The organism is Pantoea sp. B270 (genome assembly GCF_018726825.1).
Classification (GTDB): Bacteria; Pseudomonadota; Gammaproteobacteria; order Enterobacterales; family Enterobacteriaceae; genus Pantoea; species Pantoea dispersa.
Genome location: NZ_JAHCSX010000001.1, coordinates 84,290 through 104,966, shown reverse-complemented (window position 1 = coordinate 104,966; position 20,677 = coordinate 84,290). Strand labels below are relative to the sequence as shown.

The 20,677-nt window shown below is 58.0% G+C and carries 22 protein-coding genes; 6 read left to right on the top strand and 16 right to left on the bottom strand.

Going from position 1 to position 20,677, the window contains the following annotated elements; all coding sequences use genetic code 11:
- Positions 1–34: 34 nt before the first annotated feature.
- Positions 35–946, bottom strand: coding sequence for a fructokinase (gene mak / locus KOL70_RS00500; protein WP_021507130.1), 912 nt, complete (start codon positions 944–946; stop codon positions 35–37).
- A gap of 147 nt (positions 947–1,093) precedes the next feature.
- On the opposite strand from mak, the gene rdgC reads away from it, so the two are divergent.
- A complete protein-coding gene (gene rdgC, locus KOL70_RS00495) occupies positions 1,094–2,005 on the top strand; it encodes a recombination-associated protein RdgC (RefSeq protein ID WP_021507129.1) in 912 nt (303 codons plus the stop codon).
- A 198-nt stretch (positions 2,006–2,203) separates the two neighbouring features.
- On the opposite strand, the gene ppnP is transcribed toward rdgC, so the two are convergent.
- The 7 genes from ppnP to aroL all read right to left on the bottom strand — a co-directional run bounded on the left by ppnP (position 2,204) and on the right by aroL (position 7,836).
- Positions 2,204–2,488 carry a pyrimidine/purine nucleoside phosphorylase gene (gene ppnP / locus KOL70_RS00490; RefSeq protein WP_010616577.1) on the bottom strand — a complete coding sequence of 95 codons (285 nt, stop codon included), beginning with the start codon at positions 2,486–2,488 and terminating at the stop codon, positions 2,204–2,206.
- Positions 2,489–2,592: 104 nt separating this feature from the next.
- Positions 2,593–3,270, bottom strand: a complete 678-nt coding sequence (locus tag KOL70_RS00485; RefSeq protein WP_058758052.1) for an AroM family protein — start codon at positions 3,268–3,270, stop codon at positions 2,593–2,595.
- A 2-nt stretch (positions 3,271–3,272) separates the two neighbouring features.
- Positions 3,273–4,205 carry a DUF1177 domain-containing protein gene (locus tag KOL70_RS00480; RefSeq protein ID WP_021507226.1) on the bottom strand — a complete coding sequence of 311 codons (933 nt, stop codon included), beginning with the start codon at positions 4,203–4,205 and terminating at the stop codon, positions 3,273–3,275.
- A gap of 15 nt (positions 4,206–4,220) precedes the next feature.
- Positions 4,221–5,780: an OPT/YSL family transporter gene (locus KOL70_RS00475; RefSeq protein ID WP_058769365.1), complete on the bottom strand. Its 1,560-nt coding sequence runs from the start codon at positions 5,778–5,780 to the stop codon at positions 4,221–4,223.
- 182 nt (positions 5,781–5,962) lie between these two features.
- The gene (locus KOL70_RS00470) at positions 5,963–6,721 is read right to left on the bottom strand and encodes an IclR family transcriptional regulator (protein WP_136546355.1); all 759 of its coding nucleotides are present in this window, start codon (positions 6,719–6,721) and stop codon (positions 5,963–5,965) included.
- 288 nt (positions 6,722–7,009) lie between these two features.
- The gene (locus tag KOL70_RS00465) at positions 7,010–7,201 is read right to left on the bottom strand and encodes a YaiA family protein (RefSeq protein ID WP_021507229.1); all 192 of its coding nucleotides are present in this window, start codon (positions 7,199–7,201) and stop codon (positions 7,010–7,012) included.
- A gap of 110 nt (positions 7,202–7,311) precedes the next feature.
- Positions 7,312–7,836 (bottom strand): shikimate kinase AroL, encoded by a 525-nt coding sequence (gene aroL, locus KOL70_RS00460; protein ID WP_021507230.1) that lies wholly within the window; start codon positions 7,834–7,836, stop codon positions 7,312–7,314.
- A 332-nt stretch (positions 7,837–8,168) separates the two neighbouring features.
- Between aroL and KOL70_RS00455 the strand changes: the two genes are divergently transcribed.
- Complete coding sequence (locus tag KOL70_RS00455) at positions 8,169–8,855, top strand: DUF2076 domain-containing protein (RefSeq protein WP_058775202.1); 687 nt, start codon at positions 8,169–8,171, stop codon at positions 8,853–8,855.
- On the opposite strand, the gene KOL70_RS00450 is transcribed toward KOL70_RS00455, so the two are convergent.
- Complete coding sequence (locus KOL70_RS00450; protein WP_010616571.1) at positions 8,856–9,299, bottom strand: YaiI/YqxD family protein; 444 nt, start codon at positions 9,297–9,299, stop codon at positions 8,856–8,858.
- Between the two features lie 144 nt (positions 9,300–9,443).
- On the opposite strand from KOL70_RS00450, the gene proC reads away from it, so the two are divergent.
- Positions 9,444–10,256, top strand: a complete 813-nt coding sequence (proC, locus tag KOL70_RS00445) for a pyrroline-5-carboxylate reductase (RefSeq protein ID WP_215480061.1) — start codon at positions 9,444–9,446, stop codon at positions 10,254–10,256.
- Between the two features lie 159 nt (positions 10,257–10,415).
- Here the strand turns inward: proC and KOL70_RS00440 are convergent, their stop codons facing one another.
- The 4 genes from KOL70_RS00440 to iraP all read right to left on the bottom strand — a co-directional run bounded on the left by KOL70_RS00440 (position 10,416) and on the right by iraP (position 13,845).
- Complete coding sequence (locus tag KOL70_RS00440) at positions 10,416–11,942, bottom strand: FAD-dependent oxidoreductase (protein ID WP_215480060.1); 1,527 nt, start codon at positions 11,940–11,942, stop codon at positions 10,416–10,418.
- A 146-nt stretch (positions 11,943–12,088) separates the two neighbouring features.
- On the bottom strand, positions 12,089–13,000 hold the full coding sequence (lpxO, locus tag KOL70_RS00435; RefSeq protein ID WP_021507234.1) for a lipid A hydroxylase LpxO: 912 nt from the start codon (positions 12,998–13,000) through the stop codon (positions 12,089–12,091).
- Positions 13,001–13,199: 199 nt separating this feature from the next.
- Positions 13,200–13,505 carry a PsiF family protein gene (locus KOL70_RS00430; RefSeq protein ID WP_058775199.1) on the bottom strand — a complete coding sequence of 102 codons (306 nt, stop codon included), beginning with the start codon at positions 13,503–13,505 and terminating at the stop codon, positions 13,200–13,202.
- An 85-nt stretch (positions 13,506–13,590) separates the two neighbouring features.
- A complete protein-coding gene (gene iraP, locus KOL70_RS00425) occupies positions 13,591–13,845 on the bottom strand; it encodes an anti-adapter protein IraP (RefSeq protein WP_021507236.1) in 255 nt (84 codons plus the stop codon).
- 18 nt (positions 13,846–13,863) lie between these two features.
- Between iraP and KOL70_RS00420 the strand changes: the two genes are divergently transcribed.
- Positions 13,864–14,016, top strand: a complete 153-nt coding sequence (locus tag KOL70_RS00420; RefSeq protein WP_155519908.1) for a hypothetical protein — start codon at positions 13,864–13,866, stop codon at positions 14,014–14,016.
- A gap of 489 nt (positions 14,017–14,505) precedes the next feature.
- Positions 14,506–17,592 carry a beta-galactosidase gene (locus KOL70_RS00415; protein ID WP_215480059.1) on the top strand — a complete coding sequence of 1,029 codons (3,087 nt, stop codon included), beginning with the start codon at positions 14,506–14,508 and terminating at the stop codon, positions 17,590–17,592.
- Here KOL70_RS00415 and KOL70_RS00410 read toward each other — a convergent pair.
- Positions 17,525–18,823: a multidrug efflux MFS transporter gene (locus KOL70_RS00410; protein WP_127833734.1), complete on the bottom strand. Its 1,299-nt coding sequence runs from the start codon at positions 18,821–18,823 to the stop codon at positions 17,525–17,527. The genes KOL70_RS00415 and KOL70_RS00410 overlap by 68 nt on opposite strands.
- A 393-nt stretch (positions 18,824–19,216) precedes the next feature.
- Between KOL70_RS00410 and KOL70_RS00405 the strand changes: the two genes are divergently transcribed.
- The gene (locus KOL70_RS00405) at positions 19,217–19,468 is read left to right on the top strand and encodes a biofilm development regulator YmgB/AriR family protein (RefSeq protein WP_215480058.1); all 252 of its coding nucleotides are present in this window, start codon (positions 19,217–19,219) and stop codon (positions 19,466–19,468) included.
- A 12-nt stretch (positions 19,469–19,480) separates the two neighbouring features.
- On the opposite strand, the gene KOL70_RS00400 is transcribed toward KOL70_RS00405, so the two are convergent.
- Both KOL70_RS00400 and KOL70_RS00395 read right to left on the bottom strand, forming a co-directional pair.
- The gene (locus tag KOL70_RS00400; protein WP_021507239.1) at positions 19,481–19,798 is read right to left on the bottom strand and encodes a hypothetical protein; all 318 of its coding nucleotides are present in this window, start codon (positions 19,796–19,798) and stop codon (positions 19,481–19,483) included.
- Between the two features lie 250 nt (positions 19,799–20,048).
- The gene (locus KOL70_RS00395; protein ID WP_058758053.1) at positions 20,049–20,348 is read right to left on the bottom strand and encodes an I78 family peptidase inhibitor; all 300 of its coding nucleotides are present in this window, start codon (positions 20,346–20,348) and stop codon (positions 20,049–20,051) included.
- Positions 20,349–20,677 lie beyond the last annotated feature (329 nt).

Genomic DNA, 20,677 nt, shown 5'->3' with positions numbered 1-20,677 from the left:
AAGAGGGGTTAAGCACGCATAAAGCGTCGTTACGCTACCCTTTCACCGGCCACAGCCAGGCGGCACCGCGCACGCCGCTGGAGTCACCGTGCACCGCTTTCAGCACCGGCGTTTCGCACTCGCGGCCAAACACCCACTGCTTCATCAGCGTCGGCACCGTCTGGTACAGCCGATCGTTGTTGCTCATGCCGCCGCCGAGCACGATCACATCCGGATCGAGCAGGTTAACCACCTGCGCCAGCGATTTGGCCAGCCGCGTTTCATAACGGCTCATCGCCAGCTCGGCCACCGGATCCTGCTGTTCGATCAGCCGGATGATCTCCGCGCCCTTCAGCGCCTGTCCGCTGAGACGCTGATAATCAATGGCGAAGCCAGTGCCGGAGACAAACGTCTCAATACAGCCCTGCAGCCCGCAGTAGCACGGCACTTCCGCGCGATAGCGCAGTTCGTCTTCATCCATCCACGGCAGCGGATTGTGCCCCCACTCGCCTGCGTTACCGTTACCGCCAATGCGTGATTCTCCGTTGATGGCCACGCCTGCGCCGGAACCGGTGCCAATGATCACCGCAAACACCAGCGGCTGGCCTGCGCCTGCGCCATCGACCGCTTCGGAAACCGCCAGGCAATTCGCGTCGTTGGCGATGCGCACGTCACGATTCAGCGCACGCGCCAAATCTTTGTCCAGCGGCTGGCCGTTGAGCCACGTCGAGTTAGCATTTTTTACCCGCTGGGTATAAGGAGAAATCGTGCCGGGAATGCCGATGCCGACCGTCCCCTGCTGCCCGGTCTGCGCTTCCGCCAGCAGGACTAAATCGACAATCGCCTGCACCGTGGCCGCATAGTCGTCACGCGGGGTATTCACGCGGTGGCGGAACAGCTCCTCGCCCTGGTCAGACAGCGCAATCACTTCAATTTTGGTGCCGCCTAAATCAATACCGATACGCACGATTTATTCCTCATTATTCATTCAGGTGACAGATACAGTAGAAGGCTGAATCGGGAAAGGCAATGAAACCACTCCGATGTTTCGCTATCATGCGCGCTGACTGTTTTAGACTTGTGCGCCCGATCGCACCCACGGTAAGGAATCCTGATGTTGTGGTTTAAAAATATGATGGTTTATCGTCTGAATCGGGACATCCCGCTGTCCGCAGACGATCTGGAAAAACAGCTCGACGCCTTCACCTTCACGCCGTGCGGCAGCCAGGACATGGCCAAAACCGGCTGGGTCTCGCCGATGGGCAACCGCAGCGAAGCGCTGACGCATGTGATTAACGGTCAGATAGTGATCTGCGCCCGCACCGAGCAGAAAATTCTGCCGTCGCCGGTGGTGAAGCAGGCGCTGGAAGCCAAAATTGAGAAGCTGGAAGCGGAACAGAGCCGCAAGCTGAAAAAGACCGAAAAGGATTCGCTGAAAGATGAAGTGCTGCATAGCCTGCTGCCGCGCGCCTTCAGCCGTTTCAGTCAGACCTTTATGTGGATCGACACGGTCAATAATCTGATCATCGTCGACTGCGCCAGCGCGAAGAAAGCGGAAGATACGCTGGCGCTGCTGCGTAAGAGCCTCGGCTCGCTGCCGGTGGTGCCGCTGACGCTGGAAAATCCGATCGAGCTGACGCTGACCGAATGGGTGCGCTCCGGTGAATTGCCGGCGGGTTTCACCCTGATGGACGAGGCTGAGCTGAAGGCGATACTGGAAGATGGCGGCGTGATCCGCTGTAAAAAGCAGGATCTGGTTTCCGACGAGATCGCCACCCACATCGAAGCCGGTAAAGTGGTCACCAAACTGGCGCTCGACTGGCAGGAGCGTATTCAGCTGGTGATCGCCGATGACGCCTCGGTGAAGCGTCTGAAGTTCAGCGACACGCTGCGCGAGCAGAATGACGATATCGATCGCGATGATTTCGCCCAGCGTTTTGATGCCGATTTCATTCTGATGACCAGTGAGCTGGCGGCATTGATCAGCAATCTGGTGGAAGCGTTAGGCGGCGAAGCGCAGCGTTAAGCGGGCATCGCCGGCTGGAAGGATAGTACGGGTGTGTTTAACGGTCGCCATGAATGGCGCCCCTGCAAATATGCTGATTCATACCTGTAGGGTCAGCATTTATGCTGACCGCAGCCCACACACCTCATGCTGGCGCATAAAAAAAACCGGTAACGCCGCACAGGCTTTACCGGTTGATAATGGATGCTGCTTTAACGCTTAAAGATAGCGGCACAGGTAAGACGTTGGCTCCGCCACCTGCAGGTGGAATTCGCTGTGGCCCGGCACGTTAAATACCGATCCGGCTTCGTACCATTTCCACTCGGCTTCGCCCGGCAGCAGCACTTTCAGCGCGCCGCTCACTACCGTCATCTCTTCCGGCTGGCCGGTACCAAAGGTGTATTCGCCTTCCGCCATCACGCCAACGCTGGCCCGGCCAATGGTCACGCTGTCGAAACCAATGGATTTCACTTTTCCGTCGAAATACTCACTTACGTTGAGCATGTTACTTCCTCACAGCACATTAGGGTTACCGGCAGATTACAAGGGAACTCGCTGATCTGTCACGCGAATTAGCGCCGCCCGTCGCAAGTTGTGATCGGCCTCGATCAGACGATCAGTTCAGCCGCCAGTTTCGCCACCAGCACATTCGACAGCAACACCGGAATGCCCAGCATGTTCTGCAGGAAATCGCGGTGTTTCTGGTGATAACCGATACAGTCGAGCACCACCACATCAGCGCCCTGCTCCTGCAAAGTCAGTCCGGCTTCCATCAGTTCGCTCTGCTGCGCCAGGTATGGGCTGGCGACGGCAAAACAGGGCGAGCTTTGCAGGTTACGCCATTTGCTGGCCTGCTCAGCGATCTGCTCCTCAACCGGCACCACGATGCCGATTTTGTGCGCCTGTACGATGGCGCTGACCAGCGGCGGAATGATGCGATCCGGCTCCAGCAGCAGCGCCGACGTGGTTTTTAGCGTGCCGAACTCACCGGTACACAGCAGCAGAATGGTGTCGTAACCTTGCTGCTCCAGCGCGGTAATTTTACGCTGCAGTCCCTGTTCGACAGTGGCCGCCGCCAGCCGTACCTGTTCGCCGCTACTCATGCGTGAAACCAGCACTTTATCGCCCGGCGCAGGAGCGTATAACTGCTCCACTTCGGCCAGCGTCAGGCCATCCAGCAGACCGGCATGCGCGACGGCGTCGGCGGGCAAATGCTCCTGCAGCAGCGGCAAAATATCGCTACGCGGTGACTGGCCAATGGTTAAGGTTACAAGCGACGGTTTCATCATCAGGCTTTCCGGCTGCGCAGGTGGCTGAGGCTACCATACAAAGATAGCAGCAGCGCGTACTCCTGCGGGTCATAAAACTGGCAGGTCTCACGGCCAAACTCTTTGGCTACTTCCACCGCAAAGCGCACGGTCGCCGCGATATCTACTTCATGGCTGGCGCCGGTGCCGCAGCCAGGCACCACGGATTGCGCACAAATCGCGACGCCCACCACTGGCACATCGGTGGCGGTGGACGGTTGCAGGATGCTGTTGAGGTGATACACGCCGTTGCCGTAAGGGGTGATGTCCTGCGTAGTGATCGGGAACGTCACCGCAGGCTGACCGCTGGTCATCTCCATGATGCGCAGCAGATCTTCCGACACGCGCAGGATGTAGCCCTCTTTCACTGTGGGAGACAGCGCATAGCCCTTATGGTTGAGGATGCGGTTTCCTTTCGTGGTATCGATAGAGAGAATCGCGTCGACGCCCGCAACCACTTCGTTGTCATTCATGGTGATGTCGTCGCAGGGCGAATCCATGAAGTCCACCGGCTCGTGCGGCCGGGTCGGCGCATCCGGACAAATATGGGTGGTTACGATCACGTCGCCGGCCAGCACGTCGCCTTTGGTTTGCATCTGTGCCAGCTTCAGCGCGCTGCTCACCGCAGCGACCGCACCGTCGGCGTCGGACACCATGCCGATGCGCGTCGGGCGCGCACCGATGCCGCCGAGACGGCCAATGATCCCCAGCGTCGGCGCGCTGCCGCCCCGGCTTTTGCCCTGGGCGCCAGGAATGTCGATGCGCACAAAATCGGTGCGCCCTTTTGGCCCACTGACGCGCTTAAAGCTGGCTTGCACGCCAGGATAGGCGGCGAACAGATCGACCACCTGCTGGCCATCCACGTAGGCGCTGTCGAGTAACTCAAAAACCTGTAGTGTCTGCTGTAAACTCATCGCTAAATCCCTGGATTATTTCTTACTGCTACTGGCAAAAAGTGAGTGGAAGAAGCTGTACAGCGCGTCGCCCGCAATGAATCCAGCGGCCATCACCTCCATCGGTGAACGTCCACGCTCGCCCCACACGCGCAGGATCAGGACACGTAACGCAATCCCGACCAGCACCGCCCAGCCTGCGGCGGCGTTGTTGATTAACAGACCGGTGGCTAACAGCACGCCGAGCTGGCGTTTAGGCCCGCCGATCAGCTGAATAATCGCCCCCGGAATCGCCCACATCAGCAGGCTACCGGCAATGCCCGGCTCCGCGCCGGCCTGAATGGTTTTGGCGTAAACGCGCGCCACCGGCGGCAGCAGGTTGTCGACAAAGAACAGGTTATGTGCATACCACACCACCGGAATTGCGATGACGAAAGCGATCATCGCGGCGATCAGCTGGATGCGGCGGCCCCACAGCTCCTGCTGCACATCGGCCCCGTTACCGCGCAGAATAAAGCCGGCCTTCAGGTCATAGCCCATATCGGCGAAGGCCGGACCGGTAGCCGCGGTGAAGCCGCACAGCAGGCACAGCGCCAGCGGCGGGAAGCCGAGCAGGATGCCGAGGATCAGGGTGATCAGCGCCACCGCGAAGGCCGGGAACCAGCCCGAGTGCATGGCGGCGATGCCGACAATCAGCTCATGCACAAAGGCGGCAAAGGCCGCGTAGATAATAAACAGCAGCAGCATCGGCAGGCCCATTTCGCTCCACAGCCCGCCACCCAGCGCCAGCAGTGCCGAGATTACGATATAGCCGACAGTCCCCAGGCCGAGCGCGCGTTTAACTTCGTTGTCACTGCGGCTGACGTTGAGGTTGTCGTGACGGCGACTGCGAATCACCTGCACCACCTGAATCAGCGCCACCAGACCGGCTCCGACCATTACGCCGTGCGGAATGTACAGCGCGTTAATATCGATACCAGCAACCGGTTGCGCATAGGCACGCAGCAGGAAGCCAATGCCGAGCATGGTCAGTGCCCAGATATTGCCAATGAATGCCGTACCAAAGGCAGACATCGGGATTTTCAGCATCGAGCCCGCGACGCCGCCCACGATTCCAGCCACCAGCAGCCACGCCTGGCGACCGCCTTTATCACCGGCTTTGATCGCTTCTGCCGCCGCCACGCCCGGTGGCCATGCATTGCTGGCCGGGAACACGCGCGTATCAAACAGACGATACAGCAGCCACGCATCCAGCAGCATTGCCGCGCTGACGCCGACAAACAGCGGCAGCACCAGCTGCGGCTCACCCAGCGCCCACGGCACGGCAATCGGCATCAGCAGGCTATTGGCAGCGCCGAAGGTGGCGGAAGAGATGGCGGTCTGTGCAAGGTTTTGCACTTCAACCGAACGGTAGCGGCGAAACCACTGCAGTGGAATGCGCGCCAGCAGCATGGCAAATAGCGCGCCGATAATAGAAGTATTGGGCGTTACCCCAATAGTTGTGATCAGCTGTACCCCAATGATGGCCCCTGCAACTGACAGCAGAACCAGCATCAGGCCCACGCCAATATTTTTTATTGGATTATCCAGACGCATATTATCCCCGTATTTTCACCCTGTAGAAAACGCGCAATGACATTGTGCCCGACACGCGGAACCTCAATGTTTTATTCATCGTTCCCTGATTATTGAAATAAGCAGGTCCGAAGACCTGCTATTTCCCCGGTGTGGCGCGAAGTATTACGCCTTGAAATCAAATTAGGGTTGTCCTGTTTTATTCAGGACGCTGCGCCGTATTTTTCGGCCATCAGTGCAGCCGTTGCGCGCAATTCGCTGAGCAGCGCTTCCGGATAACCCGGGGCCGCTTCCTGCGAAAGAAATGAGAGACACAATGCGGCACTTTCACCGCGGTGTTTATTGGTTACCGCTACGGCAAGCGAGCTAATGCCAGGCAGCGTTTCATTGCGGGCCAGTGCCCAGCCCTGCTGACGAATCAGCGCCAGCTCTCTGCACAGCGCATCGATATTCAGCGGTGAATTGATCGACGCGGTTTGCCAGTTATCGCTGAAGCGCGCGCGCACCTCGTCATCACTCAGCTGCGCTAACAGCACGCGGCCAGTCGACGTGCCGGTAACCGACACCCGTGTACCAGGCGGCGTCACCAGCTGGGTAAAGAAGCGACCGTGGTACATGCGCATCACCAGCACATCGTCACCGTCCAGCACTGAGATATAGCCCATGCAGCCGCTGCTGGCCGCCAGGCGCGCCATCGGCGCCGATGCGCTGTCAATCAGCGGTGTCGAAAGATAATGCCCGGCAACGGACAACAGCACGCGGCCAATCTGAAAACAGCGGCTGTCGGGATCGCGCTCCAGTAAACCTTCGCTTTCCATGGTCGCCAGCAGGCGCGACACGGTACTTTTCGGCAGCCCCAGCGCCTCCACCACCTCGGTAAAGGTCAGGCCGGGATGGCCCTGCGCCACGCCAAAGCGCTGAAACAGCTTAAGCACGGCGGCGGCATTTTCGAGTGTGGTCATGGCGCTGGTTTCACTATATGGAACTGAGTTCCTGTATCGATAACCCGAAAGTAAAACGCGACGGTTTATCGGTCAAGCGCAAATTTTGCACCGGACAAAACGCAGGCTATTTAAGGCAGCAGAAAATAAGGGCTAAAGGCAAAATAAAAAGACGTTATCAGGCAGGAGAGCGATTAAACAGAAAAGACGGCAAATTTTATCGCCGTAATTAGCGCATCAGGGAAAATAAAAAATCTATTTAGCGACCGGACGTAATTACGCTAAAGCGGGCATCCCTGCCCACCGGGATTATTCTTTTTCCACATCTTCATAGCGGTCTTTGGCATCCTGCGCTTCCGCTTCCGATTTATGTTCGCTAATTAAGGTATCCGGACGTGGATGGTCAGCCCGTAATTCATACCAGGTGACGGTATTGCCCGCCTGCCCTTTTTCAACGGCAACAATGCGCGCTTCTCGCGGATAGGGTGGTCTGGTTGGCATCGTTTTCCCTCTTATGTCAGGTTTCCACACAGACAGCGGTGATCCTCTGCCTGCTATTGAGTATAGACAATCGAGGATCGCTGTAAAAAAGAGGGAGAATTCTTAGGCAGTTAGCTGGCGCGGGCGAGAGACAGCGATTGCAGAATATGTTCCACCACCTGCTCCGGTGCCTGCATCGCGTTGACTTCATGGTGCGCAGCCTGACGATAGAGCTGCGCGCGTTCACGCAGGATATCTTCCATCTCTTCCGCGATAGGCCGGCCGGTCAGGGTCGGACGCTGTGCCGCTTCTGGCTGGCGCTCCAGCCGATCGGCCAGCACGCCCGAGGGCGCGTTGAGCCAGATGACCTGGCCGTGCTCACGCATGAAGTGGCGATTGACATCAGCCAGCACCATGCCGCCGCCGGTGGCGATTACGCTGGCAGGTGCGGTAACCGCCCGCAGCGATTCACTTTCACGCGCGCGAAAGCTGTCCCAGCCTTCCGTCGCCACAATCTCTGCCACGCTGCGCTGTGTGGTGAGCTGCAGGTGGTGGTCGGTGTCACGAAAGGCATAGCCCAGCGCTTGCGACAGCGCCTGGCCAATGGTGGTTTTACCGCAACCGCGTGCGCCGATCAGATAGATGGGTAATGACATCCGGGCTCATCCTCCGCCGTAGTCTGCCGCGCGGGCAACGTCATCAGGTCAATAATGCGTCGCATGATACCTGGATTTTATTTTATCAGCCAGCCGCGAAGCACGAATTACGCGTATTTCAGCGATAGCCAGCGACAATATTTTGATTTTTAACGGGAAAACGATGCGCATTTCGTGCATCAGGCGATTTGTAAGCGCGGGGCAACATTTGCTTACCAGGCCGCTGATTTACTTTCTGTCACGCAGCCCGCATATACGCTTTATAGTTCAGGCAACGGACGTCCTGTTGGTCGCCTGAAGAACAACACGCTATGCCTAACCGGAGGTTCACCATGCAGAGCCAGGAACAACAACTTATTGAAAGCCTGTTCAGCCGTCTGAAACAGGCAGAAAGCCAGAGCGGCCCGCGTGATGCCGGTGCCGAACAGTTAATCAATCAGCATTTACAGAGCCAGCCCGGTGCGCCCTACTACATGGCGCAGGCGATCCTGATTCAGGAAGCGGCGATGAAAAAGCTCAACGCGCAGGTATCGGAGCTGGAGAGCCGTCTGGCGCAGGCGCAGCAGCAGGCCCCGCAGCAAAGCAGCGGCGGTTTCCTGTCGAGCCTGTTTGGCGGCGGTTCACGCCCGGCGCAGCCGCAACAGCCGGCATGGAACAGCGCACCGCAACAGCCACAATATGCCGCACCGCCTCAGCAGCAGTATGCTGCACCGGCGCGCGGTACCGGTTTCCTGGGTGGCGCACTGCAAACGGCTGTCGGCGTGGCCGGCGGTGTGGTGATGGCGGACATGCTCACCAGCCTGTTCCACCATTCGCAGCCGGAAGAGATCGTCAATATCATTAACGAACCGGCGCTGCCGCAGGTGGATGATAATCTGGACACCTTCAACGGCAATGACAGCAACAATGCCTTCCTGAATGACAATTCAGGCTGGGACAACAACAGCTTTGCCGATAACAATGATTTCAACGATTTCGGCAGCGGCGGTGATTTTGACGATGACGACAGCTTCGTCTGATTAACGCTGACGTAACCATTTATCCAGTTCGTTGGCAAACTGCTGGCGGTCACGTGGGCTTAATGCCGACGGGCCGCCGCTCTGAATGCCGCTGGCGCGCATCGTTTCCATAAAATCGCGCATGGTCAGACGCTGGCGAATGGTATCGCTGCTGTAGCGTTCCCCGCGCGGATTCAGGGCTGCCGCCCCTTTCTCCAGCACTTCTGCTGCCAGCGGAATATCGCCGGTAATCACCAGCTCGCCCGGCTGCACGCGTTTCACAATCTCGTTATCGGCCACGTCAAAGCCAGCAGCCACCTGCAGCGTTTTCAGAAACGGCGACGGCGGTACGCGCAGCGGCTGGTTAGCGACGAAGGTCACGGTGACTTTGGTGCGCTCAGCGGCGCGATACAGCACCTCTTTGATGACATTGGGACACGCATCGGCATCCACCCAAATCGACATGTTTAATCCTTATTAACGGGCAATGCCTGCGATCTTGCCGCGCTGACCGCGAATGGCAAATGTTATTTGTGCGCGACTTGTTATTCACCGCCGCTGACGTAAGCTAACCCACTGAGAAAACCGAACCACGTTAAGGATAAATCGATGCAGGAGAAGAAAATCGGGTTTGTCGGCTGCGGCAATATGGCGAAAGCCATCATCAGCGGCCTGGTGAACAGCGGGCAGATCGCCCCGGCCAATATCTGGGTGCACGATCGAAAACCCGACACCAACCAGGCGATGGCGCAGCAGTATGGCGTGACGGCGGCAGAAAGCGTCGAGAGTCTGGCACGTGAAGTGGACATTCTGTTTGGCGCGGTGAAACCCAACGTGATTCTCAAAGTGCTTAAGGATCTGGCCGGCCAGCTGAAGAAAGATGCGCTGGTGGTGTCGATTGCCGCAGGTGTGACGCTGGATTCGCTGGCGGCGGTACTCGGTCACGATCGTAAAATCATCCGCGTAATGCCGAATACGCCGTCGCTGGTCAATGAAGGCATGACCTCTATTACGCCGAACGTGCTGGTGGAACCGCAGGAAGTGGACGAGGTGGTGACCATTTTTGAGAGCTTCGGCAAAGCGGCGGTGGTGAACGAGTATCTGATTCATGCCGTGGTGGGTGTCAGCGGCTCGGCACCGGCTTACGTGTTTATGTTTATCGAAGCGATGGCTGATGCCGCCGTGCTGGGCGGCATGCCGCGGGCGCAGGCTTATCAGTTTGCGGCGCAGGCGGTAAAAGGTTCCGCCCAGATGGTGCTGGAGACCGGCAAACATCCTGGCGAACTGAAAGATATGGTGTGCTCACCGGGCGGCACCACCATTGAAGCGGTGAAGGTGCTGGAAGATAAAGGCTTCCGCGCTGCGGTGATGGGCGCGATGCAGCAGTGCATGGCGAAGTCCGAGGCGCTGAGTAAGCAGTGATGGTGCGGGTTTTCCCTCACCCTAACCCTCTCCCGCAGGCGGGAGAGGGAATTGTTGGGTGCTCGTTTGTCTCTTCCGCAGGCGGGAGGGGGAACGGTTGGGTGCTGGTTTGTCTCTCCCGCAGACGGGAGAGGGAACGGTTAGGTGCTGGCTTCAGGATCAGCCCTGATACGCTTCAAACAGCGCCAGGCCTTGTTCCAGCGTCATTGGCTGCTGCATCTCGTGCACCAGCGCGGCAGTGAGCGTATACATGCCGGCTGAACACACTGCCGCAATCATGCCCTGCTGGCAGTAAAAAGCGATAAAGCGCTTGTCCTGCAGCGAGCCCAGCAGGCGATAATCGTCCCACTCCTCTGCATGTCCCAGATACTCATAGCGGGTGCCGTAATGCGCAGTCCAGAAGAACGGCACGCGATCGTACATGATGCGTTTGCCCAGCATATTCAGCGCGGCAATGCGCCCCTGCTGATGCGCCACGCGATAGTGCTCAATACGCTGCACGCCACGCGGCGTGAGATAGCTGGCAATATCCCCCGCGACCCAGATGTTTTCACTGACCCGCAGCTGACTGTCGGCCAGCAGGCTGCCATCCTTCTGTAAGGGCAGGTCGTGAATAAAATGGGTGGCCGGCACAATGCCGGTGGCAAACAGCACCTGGCTGGCTGGCACGGTTTTGCCACCTTTGAGCCGCACGCCACTCACTGCGCCTTCGCCGCTCAGCGCTTCCGGTTCACCCTCGACAAACTTCACGCCGTTGCTGCGGTGCAGCTCATAAAAATGACGGCCAATCTCTTCGCCGAACTGGCTGGCAAACGGCAGCGGATGACGCGCCACCACCGTGACATCAATGTCGCGGTTTCGCAGCGCACCGGCCACTTCCATACCGATAAAACTGTTGCCGATAATCACCAGCTGCTGCGCCTCATCCACCTGCGAAATCAGCGTGTCGGCCTGGCGCAGTGAACGCAGCAGGTGTACGCCATCCAGATCCTTGCCCGGGATATCAAGCGGCTGCGGCACGCCGCCAGTCGCGATCAGCAGCTGGTCAAACTTCACCTGCTGCCCGTCTTTCAGCACCAGCGTCTGCTCCTGCGCCTTCAGCTGCACCACCTCCCCCTGCAGCCACGCCACCGGGCCCAGCACATCCTGTTTCAGCAGCTTGGGTACCTCGTCGATGGCCATCTTGCCGGAGGGGACAAATTTACTCAGCGTGGTGCGATCGTAGGGGGCGTCGCTTTCACGCTCAATACGCACAATACGGCCGCTAAAGCCTTCATCGCGCAGCGTCCAGATCGCGGCACTGCCCGCCGCGCCAGAGCCGAGAATCACGCACAACGGCGCTTCACCCTGGGCCACCGGCGCACTGGCTGGCGACATCGCCTGCGGATTGATCAGCACCTGCCCCTGTTCAATGCGCACCGGATAGCGTTTGAGATTGGCCAGCGCCAGCGGCTCGCACATTTTGCCATCGCGCAGCTCAAACACCGCCTTATGCCACGGACACACCAGTTTGTCGCCGCACACTGCGCCCTGCTCCAGCGGTGCGCCCGCGTGCGGACATTTTGCCTGCAGCGCCTGCACGCGGTCGCCGTCGCGAATCAGCACCATATCCGTTTCACCGACGGTCACTTTAGTGGGTTTACGCTGCGCCAGCGACTTGAGTTCCACGACAGATTGATAGCTCACGGTTCGCCTCCTTCGGGGTTGTTCGTCTGATACGACAATTCCTTACAAAGAGTAAGTGTGGCAAAGCGTGAGGATTTAGCAGGAGAAACAAAGCGAAACGGCGGTTAACTGACTGTTAAACCGCCGTTTTAAGCGGCACGAAAGGATCAGAAGAACACGCTGGGCACGATGATCAGCGCGAAAATCGCCACAATCAGTCCATGTTTGACCCAGTAATACAACCGGCGATTACGTTTCTTCAGGTTCTGACCGGCATCGCGTAGCGCATAAACGTATTTGAAGATGCGGTTGAGGAAACCGGTACGATCGTTTTCGTCGTTGGGCGATGCCGCTGCTGACATTAACGTCGAGCCCACCCAGTGATTGACCGCCTGCGCCCAGCGCCATTTCATTGGCCGCTCGATATCGCAAAACAGAATGATACGCGTCTGCTCGCTTTCATTCTGCGCCCAGTGCACGTAAGTTTCGTCGAAGATCACCGCCTGACCGTCGCGCCAGCTGTGGCGCTGACGATCCACTTCAATAAAGCAGCGATCGTCGTTCGGCGTTTGCAGCCCAAGGTGATAGCGCACCGAACCGGCATAAGGATCGCGGTGTTTGCCCAGATGGCTGCCCGGCGGCAGTTCAGCAAACATGGCCGCTTTAACGCCGGGAATATTGCTCACCAGTTCGGTGGTTACCGGACAGAGTTCGCGCGCTGACGGATGTGCATCGCTATACCATTTTAAATAGAAGCGCTTCCAGCCACGCTTGAAGAAGGTATTAAATCCGGCATCGTTATGCGTCTGCGCCGCTTTAATGTGATCCTGCAGGCGAATGGCTTCATCACGAATCACCTGCCAGTTATCAGTCAGCTGACGCAGCTCAGGAAAATCCTCAACCGGAAAATAGGGCTGTTTAGCCGGCAGTCGCGACAGCCCGGTCATAAACATATTGATCGGCGCCATAAAAGTGGAGTGATCAAATAACTGACGGGAAAACTTTTGCTTTTCCACGCCGCGTGAGTGGGCGTAAAGCACACTAATAATAAATACACCAATAATGATCGCAGCGACCATACAACAGGTTCCTTATGTTGCACGTAAAGCCGCTCTGGCCACGGTTAAGCGTCAGAGAGACTGGATGGGGAGAAATGGAATTTTATGTAAGGATTTTGTAAAGTTTTGGCAACGCGTGCCGTTTATGTCAGAAAAAATACCTCGCGCGTTAACCCTGCGAGTGCGGACACAAAAAAGCGGCCCGCAGGCCGCCAGAGGTTTAAGCACTCTTCTTCAGACAGCTGCTCATAAAGGTTTTACGCGCATCGCCGCTGAGTTTTTTCTCTCCTGCTTCGTTATTACAGCTTTTCATTTTCATCTGCTGCGGCGTCATATTGCCCATTTTGCTGTCTTTCTTCAGGCATTCGCTCATAAAGCTTTTACGCGCATCGCCTTTCAGATTTTGCGCGCCTGCATGCTGATTACACAGCGTCATTTTTTCCTGCTGCGCGGTTTTCTCCGCCGCGCCCGCACCGCCAGCCAGCAGCAGGCCTGCTGCCATTATTGCCACAAGACACGATTTCATTGCCGGTTTCTCCGTGTGATTATTGCCTGTTAAGCATGGCACGGAATAAGCAAAGCGGAAAAAAATCTATGCGCGTACGGCGGGATTATTCGCGCGGGTGGTTGAGCAACTTTTCGACGTAATTGCGCAGCATCAGCGCGTCCGGATTTTCCTGCACGGAAGCGGCGGGCGGCATCGCGCGATCAATACCCGCCGCGATGTCGCTAACCTGGGCGGCATCCAGTCTGCGCAGCATGGCGGTGAGCACGATTTCCAGCGCCTCAACCTGGACCACTAATTCTTTAGACTCTTCTTCTTTTTCTGCCAGCTTGAGCAGGAGTTCCGCAATCAGGTTTTTCATGCGATGGACTCAGTCAGAATGGGAAAACAAAAATTAGCATTGGCAGGATTAAAACAACAAGAATTTTTGCCGGCCAGAGGAAAAATAATGGTTAGCCGAAGCGTAAAAAAAGTGGCTGAAATTCAATATATAACGGCGAAACGTTTCACTGACAAAATACGCCGCAGATAAAACGTTTCGCATCGCTGCATTAATTATGCGCTGGCGCTAAATTAACGCGGACCCTGATACCCATGGCCGGGACCGCCACCGCCAGGACCACCCCAACCTCCTCCGCCGCCGCCCGGCGGGGGAAAAAGACAACCGCTTAACGCGGACACCAGCGCCACAACGGCAGCGAGCTTAACGATACGGATCATATTGACCTCAGGTTGCTGAAATTGCGCTGAGTGTATGAAGCGGCGGTTAACACGACAATACAGAATGCTCCGCAACCCGGCGCTATTCATGCCTGCTCACCACGCTTAACGTTTTAGTGGCAAGAAACCGCTAAAAAAGCCTCACAGACCGCTCAATACGCCAGCTTAAGTTACAGCGAACGCTGTGCCGCAAACGTCAGTGCTGCTCGCTGTGCGCGCAGTAACAAAATTGCGCGCTGCGTCTTTACAGCTAACGCCATTTCACGCAATGTGAGCGCAATACAATTAATGAGATCTCACTATGACCTTAGCGGCTGTTTCTCTGAGTGAAGTGCTGGCGCGCCGTGACTGGGAAAACCCGGTTATCACCAGCCTGCATCGCCTGGACGCGCATCCACCGTTTGCCAGCTGGCGCGATGAAGTCAGCGCGCGCGATGGCCATCCCTCACCTGCGCAGCAGCGGCTGAATGGTCAGTGGGCCTTCAGCTATTTTACCGCGCCGGAAGCAGTGCCGCACAGCTGGCTGCTACAGGACTTACCGGACGCCGCAACGCTGCCGGTGCCCGCCAACTGGCAGTTGCACGGCTACGACGCGCCCATTTACACCAACGTGCAGTATCCCATTCCGGTCAATCCCCCTTTGGTGCCACGCGAGAACCCCACCGGATGTTACTCGCTCACATTTAAAGTTGATGAAGGCTGGTTAAGCCAGGGGCAGACGCGCATCATCTTCGATGGTGTCAGCTCGGCCTTTTATTTGTGGTGCAACGGACAGTGGATGGGCTATTCGCAGGATAGCCGCTTACCCGCCGAATTTGACCTCAGCCACGTGCTGCAGCCGGGAAACAACCGTCTGGCGGTCATGGTGCTGCGCTGGAGCGACGGCAGCTATCTGGAAGATCAGGATATGTGGCGCATGAGCGGCATTTTCCGCGACGTGACGCTGCTGCATAAACCGGACACTCGCCTGAGCGATGTGCAGATCGAAACCGCGCTCAGCCCGGAATATCTGCGCGGCGATTTACGGGTGAATGTCAAAATCCATGCCGGCGCGCGCCCGCTCAGTCAGTGTCGGGTGCGCGTCACGCTGTGGCGCAACGGTGACTGTATCGCACAACATGAACAACCGCCGGGCAGCGCCATCATTGATGAACGTGGCCACTATCCGGAACGCACCCTGCTGGTGTTGCCGGTGCTGCAACCGCTGTTGTGGAGCGCCGAAACGCCTCATCTCTACCGCGCGGTAGTCACGCTGCTTGATGATGCCGGCGAGGTGATTGAAGCCGAAGCTTATGATGTGGGTTTCCGTCGCGTCAGCATTGAGCACGGCCAGCTGTGCCTCAACGGTAAGCCGCTGCTGATACGCGGTGTTAATCGTCATGAGCACCATCCCGAGCGCGGTCAGGTAGTGGATGAAGCTGGCATGCGTCAGGACATTGAGCTGATGAAGCGCCACAACTTTAACGCGGTGCGCTGCGCTCATTATCCTAACCATCCGCTGTGGTATCGGCTGTGCGATGAGTACGGCCTGTACGTGGTTGACGAAGCCAATATCGAAACGCACGGCATGCAGCCGATGAACCGCCTCTCCGACGACCCGCGCTGGTTTGCCGCCTATAGCGAACGCGTAACGCGCATGGTGCAGCGCGATCGTAATCATGCCTGCATCATCATCTGGTCGCTGGGCAATGAGTCCGGCCACGGCAGCACGCACGATGCGCTGTACCGCTGGGTGAAAAGCAGCGATAGCACGCGCCCGGTACAGTATGAGGGCGGCGGTGCCAACACGGCGGCCACCGATATTCTGTGCCCGATGTATGCGCGCGTCGATCAGGACCAGCCCTTCCCGGCGGTGCCGAAGTGGTCACTGAAAAAATGGATCAGCCTGCCGGATGAAGCGCGTCCGCTGATCCTGTGCGAATACGCCCATGCGATGGGAAACAGCTTTGGCGGCTTTGCCAAATACTGGCAGGCATTTCGCCAGTTTCCGCGGCTGCAGGGTGGCTTCGTCTGGGACTGGGTCGATCAAAGCCTGACGCGCTATGACGCACACGGCCAGCCGTGGCAGGCGTACGGCGGCGATTTCGGTGACACGCCTAACGATCGCCAGTTCTGCATGAACGGGCTGGTGTTTGCCGATCGCACGCCGCATCCGGCGCTGTTTGAAGCACAGCGCGCCCAGCAGTTTTTCCGGTTTACGCGCGATCCCGGCGATGCGTATCGCGTGACCGTCACCAGCGAATATTTATTCCGCCGCAGCGACAACGAACGGCTGCGCTGGTGGATTGAGCAGGACGGTGTAACCCTCGCGCGCGGTGAATGGGTGCTGGATCTCGATGCCGAAGGCAGCCACACCTTTACCGTGCCCGCGCCTGAAGCGCTGCAGGGTGAAGCGTGGCTCAACCTCGCGGTGCATCAGATCGCCGCCACGCCCTGGTCTGAGGCGGATCATCGCGTGGCCTGGGATCAGTGGGCGCTGCCGGCCGCGCTGCCGGTTACGTTGCCGCCGCTCAGCGCCTGCGCGCCCCAGCTGGAAACCAATCACAATCTGGTGGCGGTGGTGCTGCCCACGCAGCGCTGGCACTTCTGTCGCCGCAGCGGCGCGCTGCTGCAGTGGTGGGTGAACGATCGTGAAACCATGCTGACACCGCTGGAGGAGTGCTTTATTCGCGCACCGATCGATAATGATATCGGCACCAGCGAAGCTGCCAATATCGACCCCAACGCCTGGGTCGAGCGCTGGAAACGCGCGGGCTATGATCGGCTGCAAACAGAGCTGCTGGCGATGCAGGTCGACAGCCTGCAGCACGACGTGCAGATTGAAACCTGGCATCGCGTACTGGGTGAGGGTCAGCACCTGTTTACCAGCCATAAGCGTTATGGCATTAGCGGCGATGGCGAACTGACTATCAGCGTCGATGTACAACAGGCCGCTGGTCTGCCGCCGCCCGCGCGCATCGGCCTGCGCTGCCAGCTGGCTCAGGTCCCGCACCTGGTGAGCTGGCTGGGACTGGGGCCTCATGAAAACTATCCGGATCGCCAGCTGGCGGCGCAGTTTTCACGCTGGCAGCTGCCGCTGGCGGCGCTCAGCACCGGCTACGTCTTTCCGGGTGAGAATGGCTTGCGCTGCGGCACGCGCCAGCTGGATAGCGGCAGCTGGCAGATCAGCGGCGACTTCGCCTTCTCGCTTAGCCGCCACAGCCTTGAGCAGCTGCGCGCCACCTCGCACCGCCATTTACTGCAGGACGAACCCGGCTGCTGGCTGCATCTCGACGGCTTCCATATGGGCGTCGGCGGCGACGATTCGTGGAGCCCGAGCGTCAGCCCGGAGTTTTTGCTTTCTCAGCGGCGCTGGCACTATGCGCTGACGCTGCATCAGCCGGCTTAGTGGCGGCCGCCGGGCTAAGGGGTTTTAGCTCGGTTTTTGGCCGGCGATAGAAGCGCCGCAGCAACAGCACATTGAGCAGGACGACGACCGCGGTGGCGAAGAATACCCAGCGGTAACCGGTGGCGGCTGAGACCGCTGCGCCCAGCAGCGGTCCGGCGACGTTACCGAGGTACATGAACGACTGGTTATAACCAAAAATACGGCCGGTGACGTTATCGCGTGAATGACGCACCAGCAGGGTTTGCACCGCCGGCATCATCGCGCCATCGGCAAAGCCGAGCAGAAAGCGCAGGACGCCCAGCTGCGTGGCGCTGGTGACAAACGACATGGCAATCAGCAGCAGCAGCGAGGCGATCATGGTCGCCAGCAAAATACGCTGGGTACCGATGCGATCGCCGAGTTTGCCGAGACGCGGTGCGGCGATGAGTGCCGACACGCCGGGCAGCGCGGCAATCACACCACTGAGAAACGCGATATTCTGCGCATCCGGCGCCAGCTCACGCACGAACAGCGTCAGGATAGGATTCACCGAACCGTTACACATCTGAATCACCATGGTGGTGACGAACAGGCAGAACATCAGGCGTGGATTATCGAGGCTGCGCATCACCTCACGCCCGCTCAGTTTGTCCTGCTTGCTCACCGGCGTGTAGCCGGTCTCCTTAATCAGAAACAGCGTCACCAGAAAGCTGACCATCAGCAGTATCGCGGTAACGATAAACACCATGCGCAGGCCCAGCCAGTCGGCCAGAAGACCGCCAATCATCGGCCCGAGGATCACGCCGCCAATTTGTCCGGTCGACACGCAGCTCAGCGCCCAGCCGCTGCGCTCACGCGGCACCTGCGCGGCCACCAGCGCCATGGCGTTGGGAATATAACCGGACGTCAGTCCCATCAGCGCGCGCAGCAGCAACAGCTGCCACGCCTGAGTGACAAACGCCTGCAGCAAAATCACCGCGCCCATGCCAAACGAAGCGCGCAGCAGCATCAGCTTGCGACCTTTGCGATCGGCAAGGCTGCCCCACAGCGGCGCCACGGCGGCAGAAACAATAAAGGTGACACTGAAGGTCAGACCTGACCAGATACTGAGCGCGTTGCCGCCACGGATACCCAGCTCTTCCACGTAAAGCGGCAGGAAAGGAATGATCTGACTGATGGCCAGGCCGGTAAAAAAGCAGCCAAACCAGACGGATATCAGATTGATCTTCCAGGATTCGATGGAGCGTAGCATGAGCGCAGATGTCAGAAAAAATGAAACGAGGGTTCAGTCTAACAACCTCGTAACATTGCCGGACGGCAAAACATGGCATGAGGATGAAAACGCAGTTTTTCGCTGCCGGGCGTGATTCTGCTCACAGCAAATAGGGCAATGCCTCACTTTTGTAGTGTCTTTATGTGCGGTTACCTGGCATAAGGCCCGATAAGCGCATCGCGAGAGACGGCAAACGTGAAAAAATATGACGATTCGTTACTGACAATATTCCACACCGCATCTATGTTTAAAAAATCACCAGTCATCACTGGCGAGGCGCTGCCCGTCCTGGACAGTCCGCATGCTTAATTCAGGTTTTCAGTTGCTGCCCGTCGTGGGTGGCAGGCTTCGTTGTCTCTGCGGAGGTCGGCTATGAGAACGCACCATGACAGCGCCAGTCGGGCGATTACCGACTATTTCAACAGCCCCGCCTGGCACGCGCCGCACGAGAGCGATTTGCTGGCCGCCATCATGCGCGAGCTGATGGATGATGGCCAGCCCGCCACCAATAAAGCGGTGATTGCCCGCGTGATTAACCGGCTGGAAGTGGAAGGCGATGAACAGCGCCTGCAGAGTTACCGCAACCTGCTGGCGCAGCTGTTAGAAGCAGGGCCGCAAAAATAGCGGCCCCGGAGATTATTTCACCACCCGCAGCTGGTCGGCTTCGCTGACCACTGCTTTACCGCTCTGACGCTGATACAGGCACAGTTCCCGCCCCAGCTGATTTTTCATGTGCTTTTGCGGATAGCGGCCTTCGAGCAACAGCGCATCGTAGCCAACGCTGTCGTCGTACATGATCGGCTTGCCCACCACTTTCACCGCTTTCAGACCGCTGGCCTGCACACACGCCTGCTGCAGGTTTTTATCGTGTTGCTGCCATGCCGCCTCGCTTGAGGCCTGCGCCAGCGGGCTGAGCAGCAGCGTCAAACACAGCGTTCGGGTCAGGTATTTCATCGTCACTCCTGTAAGGTCAGTCTGTTATTGCTGCCTGTACGCCTGGCGTCGCAGAGCCGCGATTCATCTCGCGCTATGGCGGGGGCAATATGGCGCAGCAGGCAGGTTATAGCGAAAAAAATTCCCGCCGTAGCGGGAAGAAACAAGACGAGCATTGCATATTCGAGAGTGACGAGGAAATCTCCGTAATGCGCAGTTATCCTCGCCCGCCGCCATGACAGCCCGATGACAATGCCGTGTCCGTTTGGTGTTACCCGCAGTAAACCCGGGAAATTTTCCCGTTCTGATCGCCGAGGAAATTCAGGCGGCGCAGATTGAAGTCCATGGTGGCGGCACCGTTCCACGGAATCGCGCGCACCGGTACGGCAAAGCGCTGGGTATCAAGCGCGCTCAGCGGCTGACCGAGGTAGTTCTGATACTGCGAGGCACCGCACTGGTCGGTTTCCGGATCGTGGCTGACGGCGTGACTGCTGTCAGTTTTACTGGCTGACTGACAGGCCGTTAAGGCGAGCATCGCCGTCAGCAGCAGCGCTTTTCCATAATGGTTCACAATTTTCTCCTCCTGAATAATGAACAAGCGGGTTCCTGAGAGTAACAAAGCGTGCCGCCGATGCGAAAATTTTTCCAGCAGACTGGTCGCATTGCGTGACAAAAGGCGCGATTTTCTGCTCACATTTTCGGATTAATCGCACGCTGTGTCTAAAAATCACCCGGGCAGACGCTACAATTATCTAAGACTTTTCTGAGGAGATAATGATGGAACTGGCTATTTTTATCGGCTTCGCCATCGTGATGACCTTCGTGGCCGTCCGGGTGCGTTAAGCCTCGTTAATTTTCTCTCTGCCGTTGTGCACCAGACGGTGCCAGCGGCATCCTCCG

Coding starts and splice junctions, on each gene's coding strand:
- rdgC (WP_021507129.1), top strand. CDS start 1,094: ATGTTGTGGTTTAAAAATATGATGGTTTATCGTCTGAATCGGGACATC.
- ppnP (WP_010616577.1), bottom strand. CDS start 2,488: ATGCTCAACGTAAGTGAGTATTTCGACGGAAAAGTGAAATCCATTGGT.
- KOL70_RS00485 (WP_058758052.1), bottom strand. CDS start 3,270: ATGAAACCGTCGCTTGTAACCTTAACCATTGGCCAGTCACCGCGTAGC.
- KOL70_RS00480 (WP_021507226.1), bottom strand. CDS start 4,205: ATGAGTTTACAGCAGACACTACAGGTTTTTGAGTTACTCGACAGCGCC.
- KOL70_RS00475 (WP_058769365.1), bottom strand. CDS start 5,780: ATGCGTCTGGATAATCCAATAAAAAATATTGGCGTGGGCCTGATGCTG.
- KOL70_RS00470 (WP_136546355.1), bottom strand. CDS start 6,721: ATGACCACACTCGAAAATGCCGCCGCCGTGCTTAAGCTGTTTCAGCGC.
- KOL70_RS00465 (WP_021507229.1), bottom strand. CDS start 7,201: ATGCCAACCAGACCACCCTATCCGCGAGAAGCGCGCATTGTTGCCGTT.
- aroL (WP_021507230.1), bottom strand. CDS start 7,836: ATGTCATTACCCATCTATCTGATCGGCGCACGCGGTTGCGGTAAAACC.
- KOL70_RS00455 (WP_058775202.1), top strand. CDS start 8,169: ATGCAGAGCCAGGAACAACAACTTATTGAAAGCCTGTTCAGCCGTCTG.
- KOL70_RS00450 (WP_010616571.1), bottom strand. CDS start 9,299: ATGTCGATTTGGGTGGATGCCGATGCGTGTCCCAATGTCATCAAAGAG.
- proC (WP_215480061.1), top strand. CDS start 9,444: ATGCAGGAGAAGAAAATCGGGTTTGTCGGCTGCGGCAATATGGCGAAA.
- lpxO (WP_021507234.1), bottom strand. CDS start 13,000: ATGGTCGCTGCGATCATTATTGGTGTATTTATTATTAGTGTGCTTTAC.
- KOL70_RS00430 (WP_058775199.1), bottom strand. CDS start 13,505: ATGAAATCGTGTCTTGTGGCAATAATGGCAGCAGGCCTGCTGCTGGCT.
- iraP (WP_021507236.1), bottom strand. CDS start 13,845: ATGAAAAACCTGATTGCGGAACTCCTGCTCAAGCTGGCAGAAAAAGAA.
- KOL70_RS00420 (WP_155519908.1), top strand. CDS start 13,864: ATGGGAAAACAAAAATTAGCATTGGCAGGATTAAAACAACAAGAATTT.
- KOL70_RS00415 (WP_215480059.1), top strand. CDS start 14,506: ATGACCTTAGCGGCTGTTTCTCTGAGTGAAGTGCTGGCGCGCCGTGAC.
- KOL70_RS00410 (WP_127833734.1), bottom strand. CDS start 18,823: ATGCTACGCTCCATCGAATCCTGGAAGATCAATCTGATATCCGTCTGG.
- KOL70_RS00405 (WP_215480058.1), top strand. CDS start 19,217: ATGAGAACGCACCATGACAGCGCCAGTCGGGCGATTACCGACTATTTC.
- KOL70_RS00400 (WP_021507239.1), bottom strand. CDS start 19,798: ATGAAATACCTGACCCGAACGCTGTGTTTGACGCTGCTGCTCAGCCCG.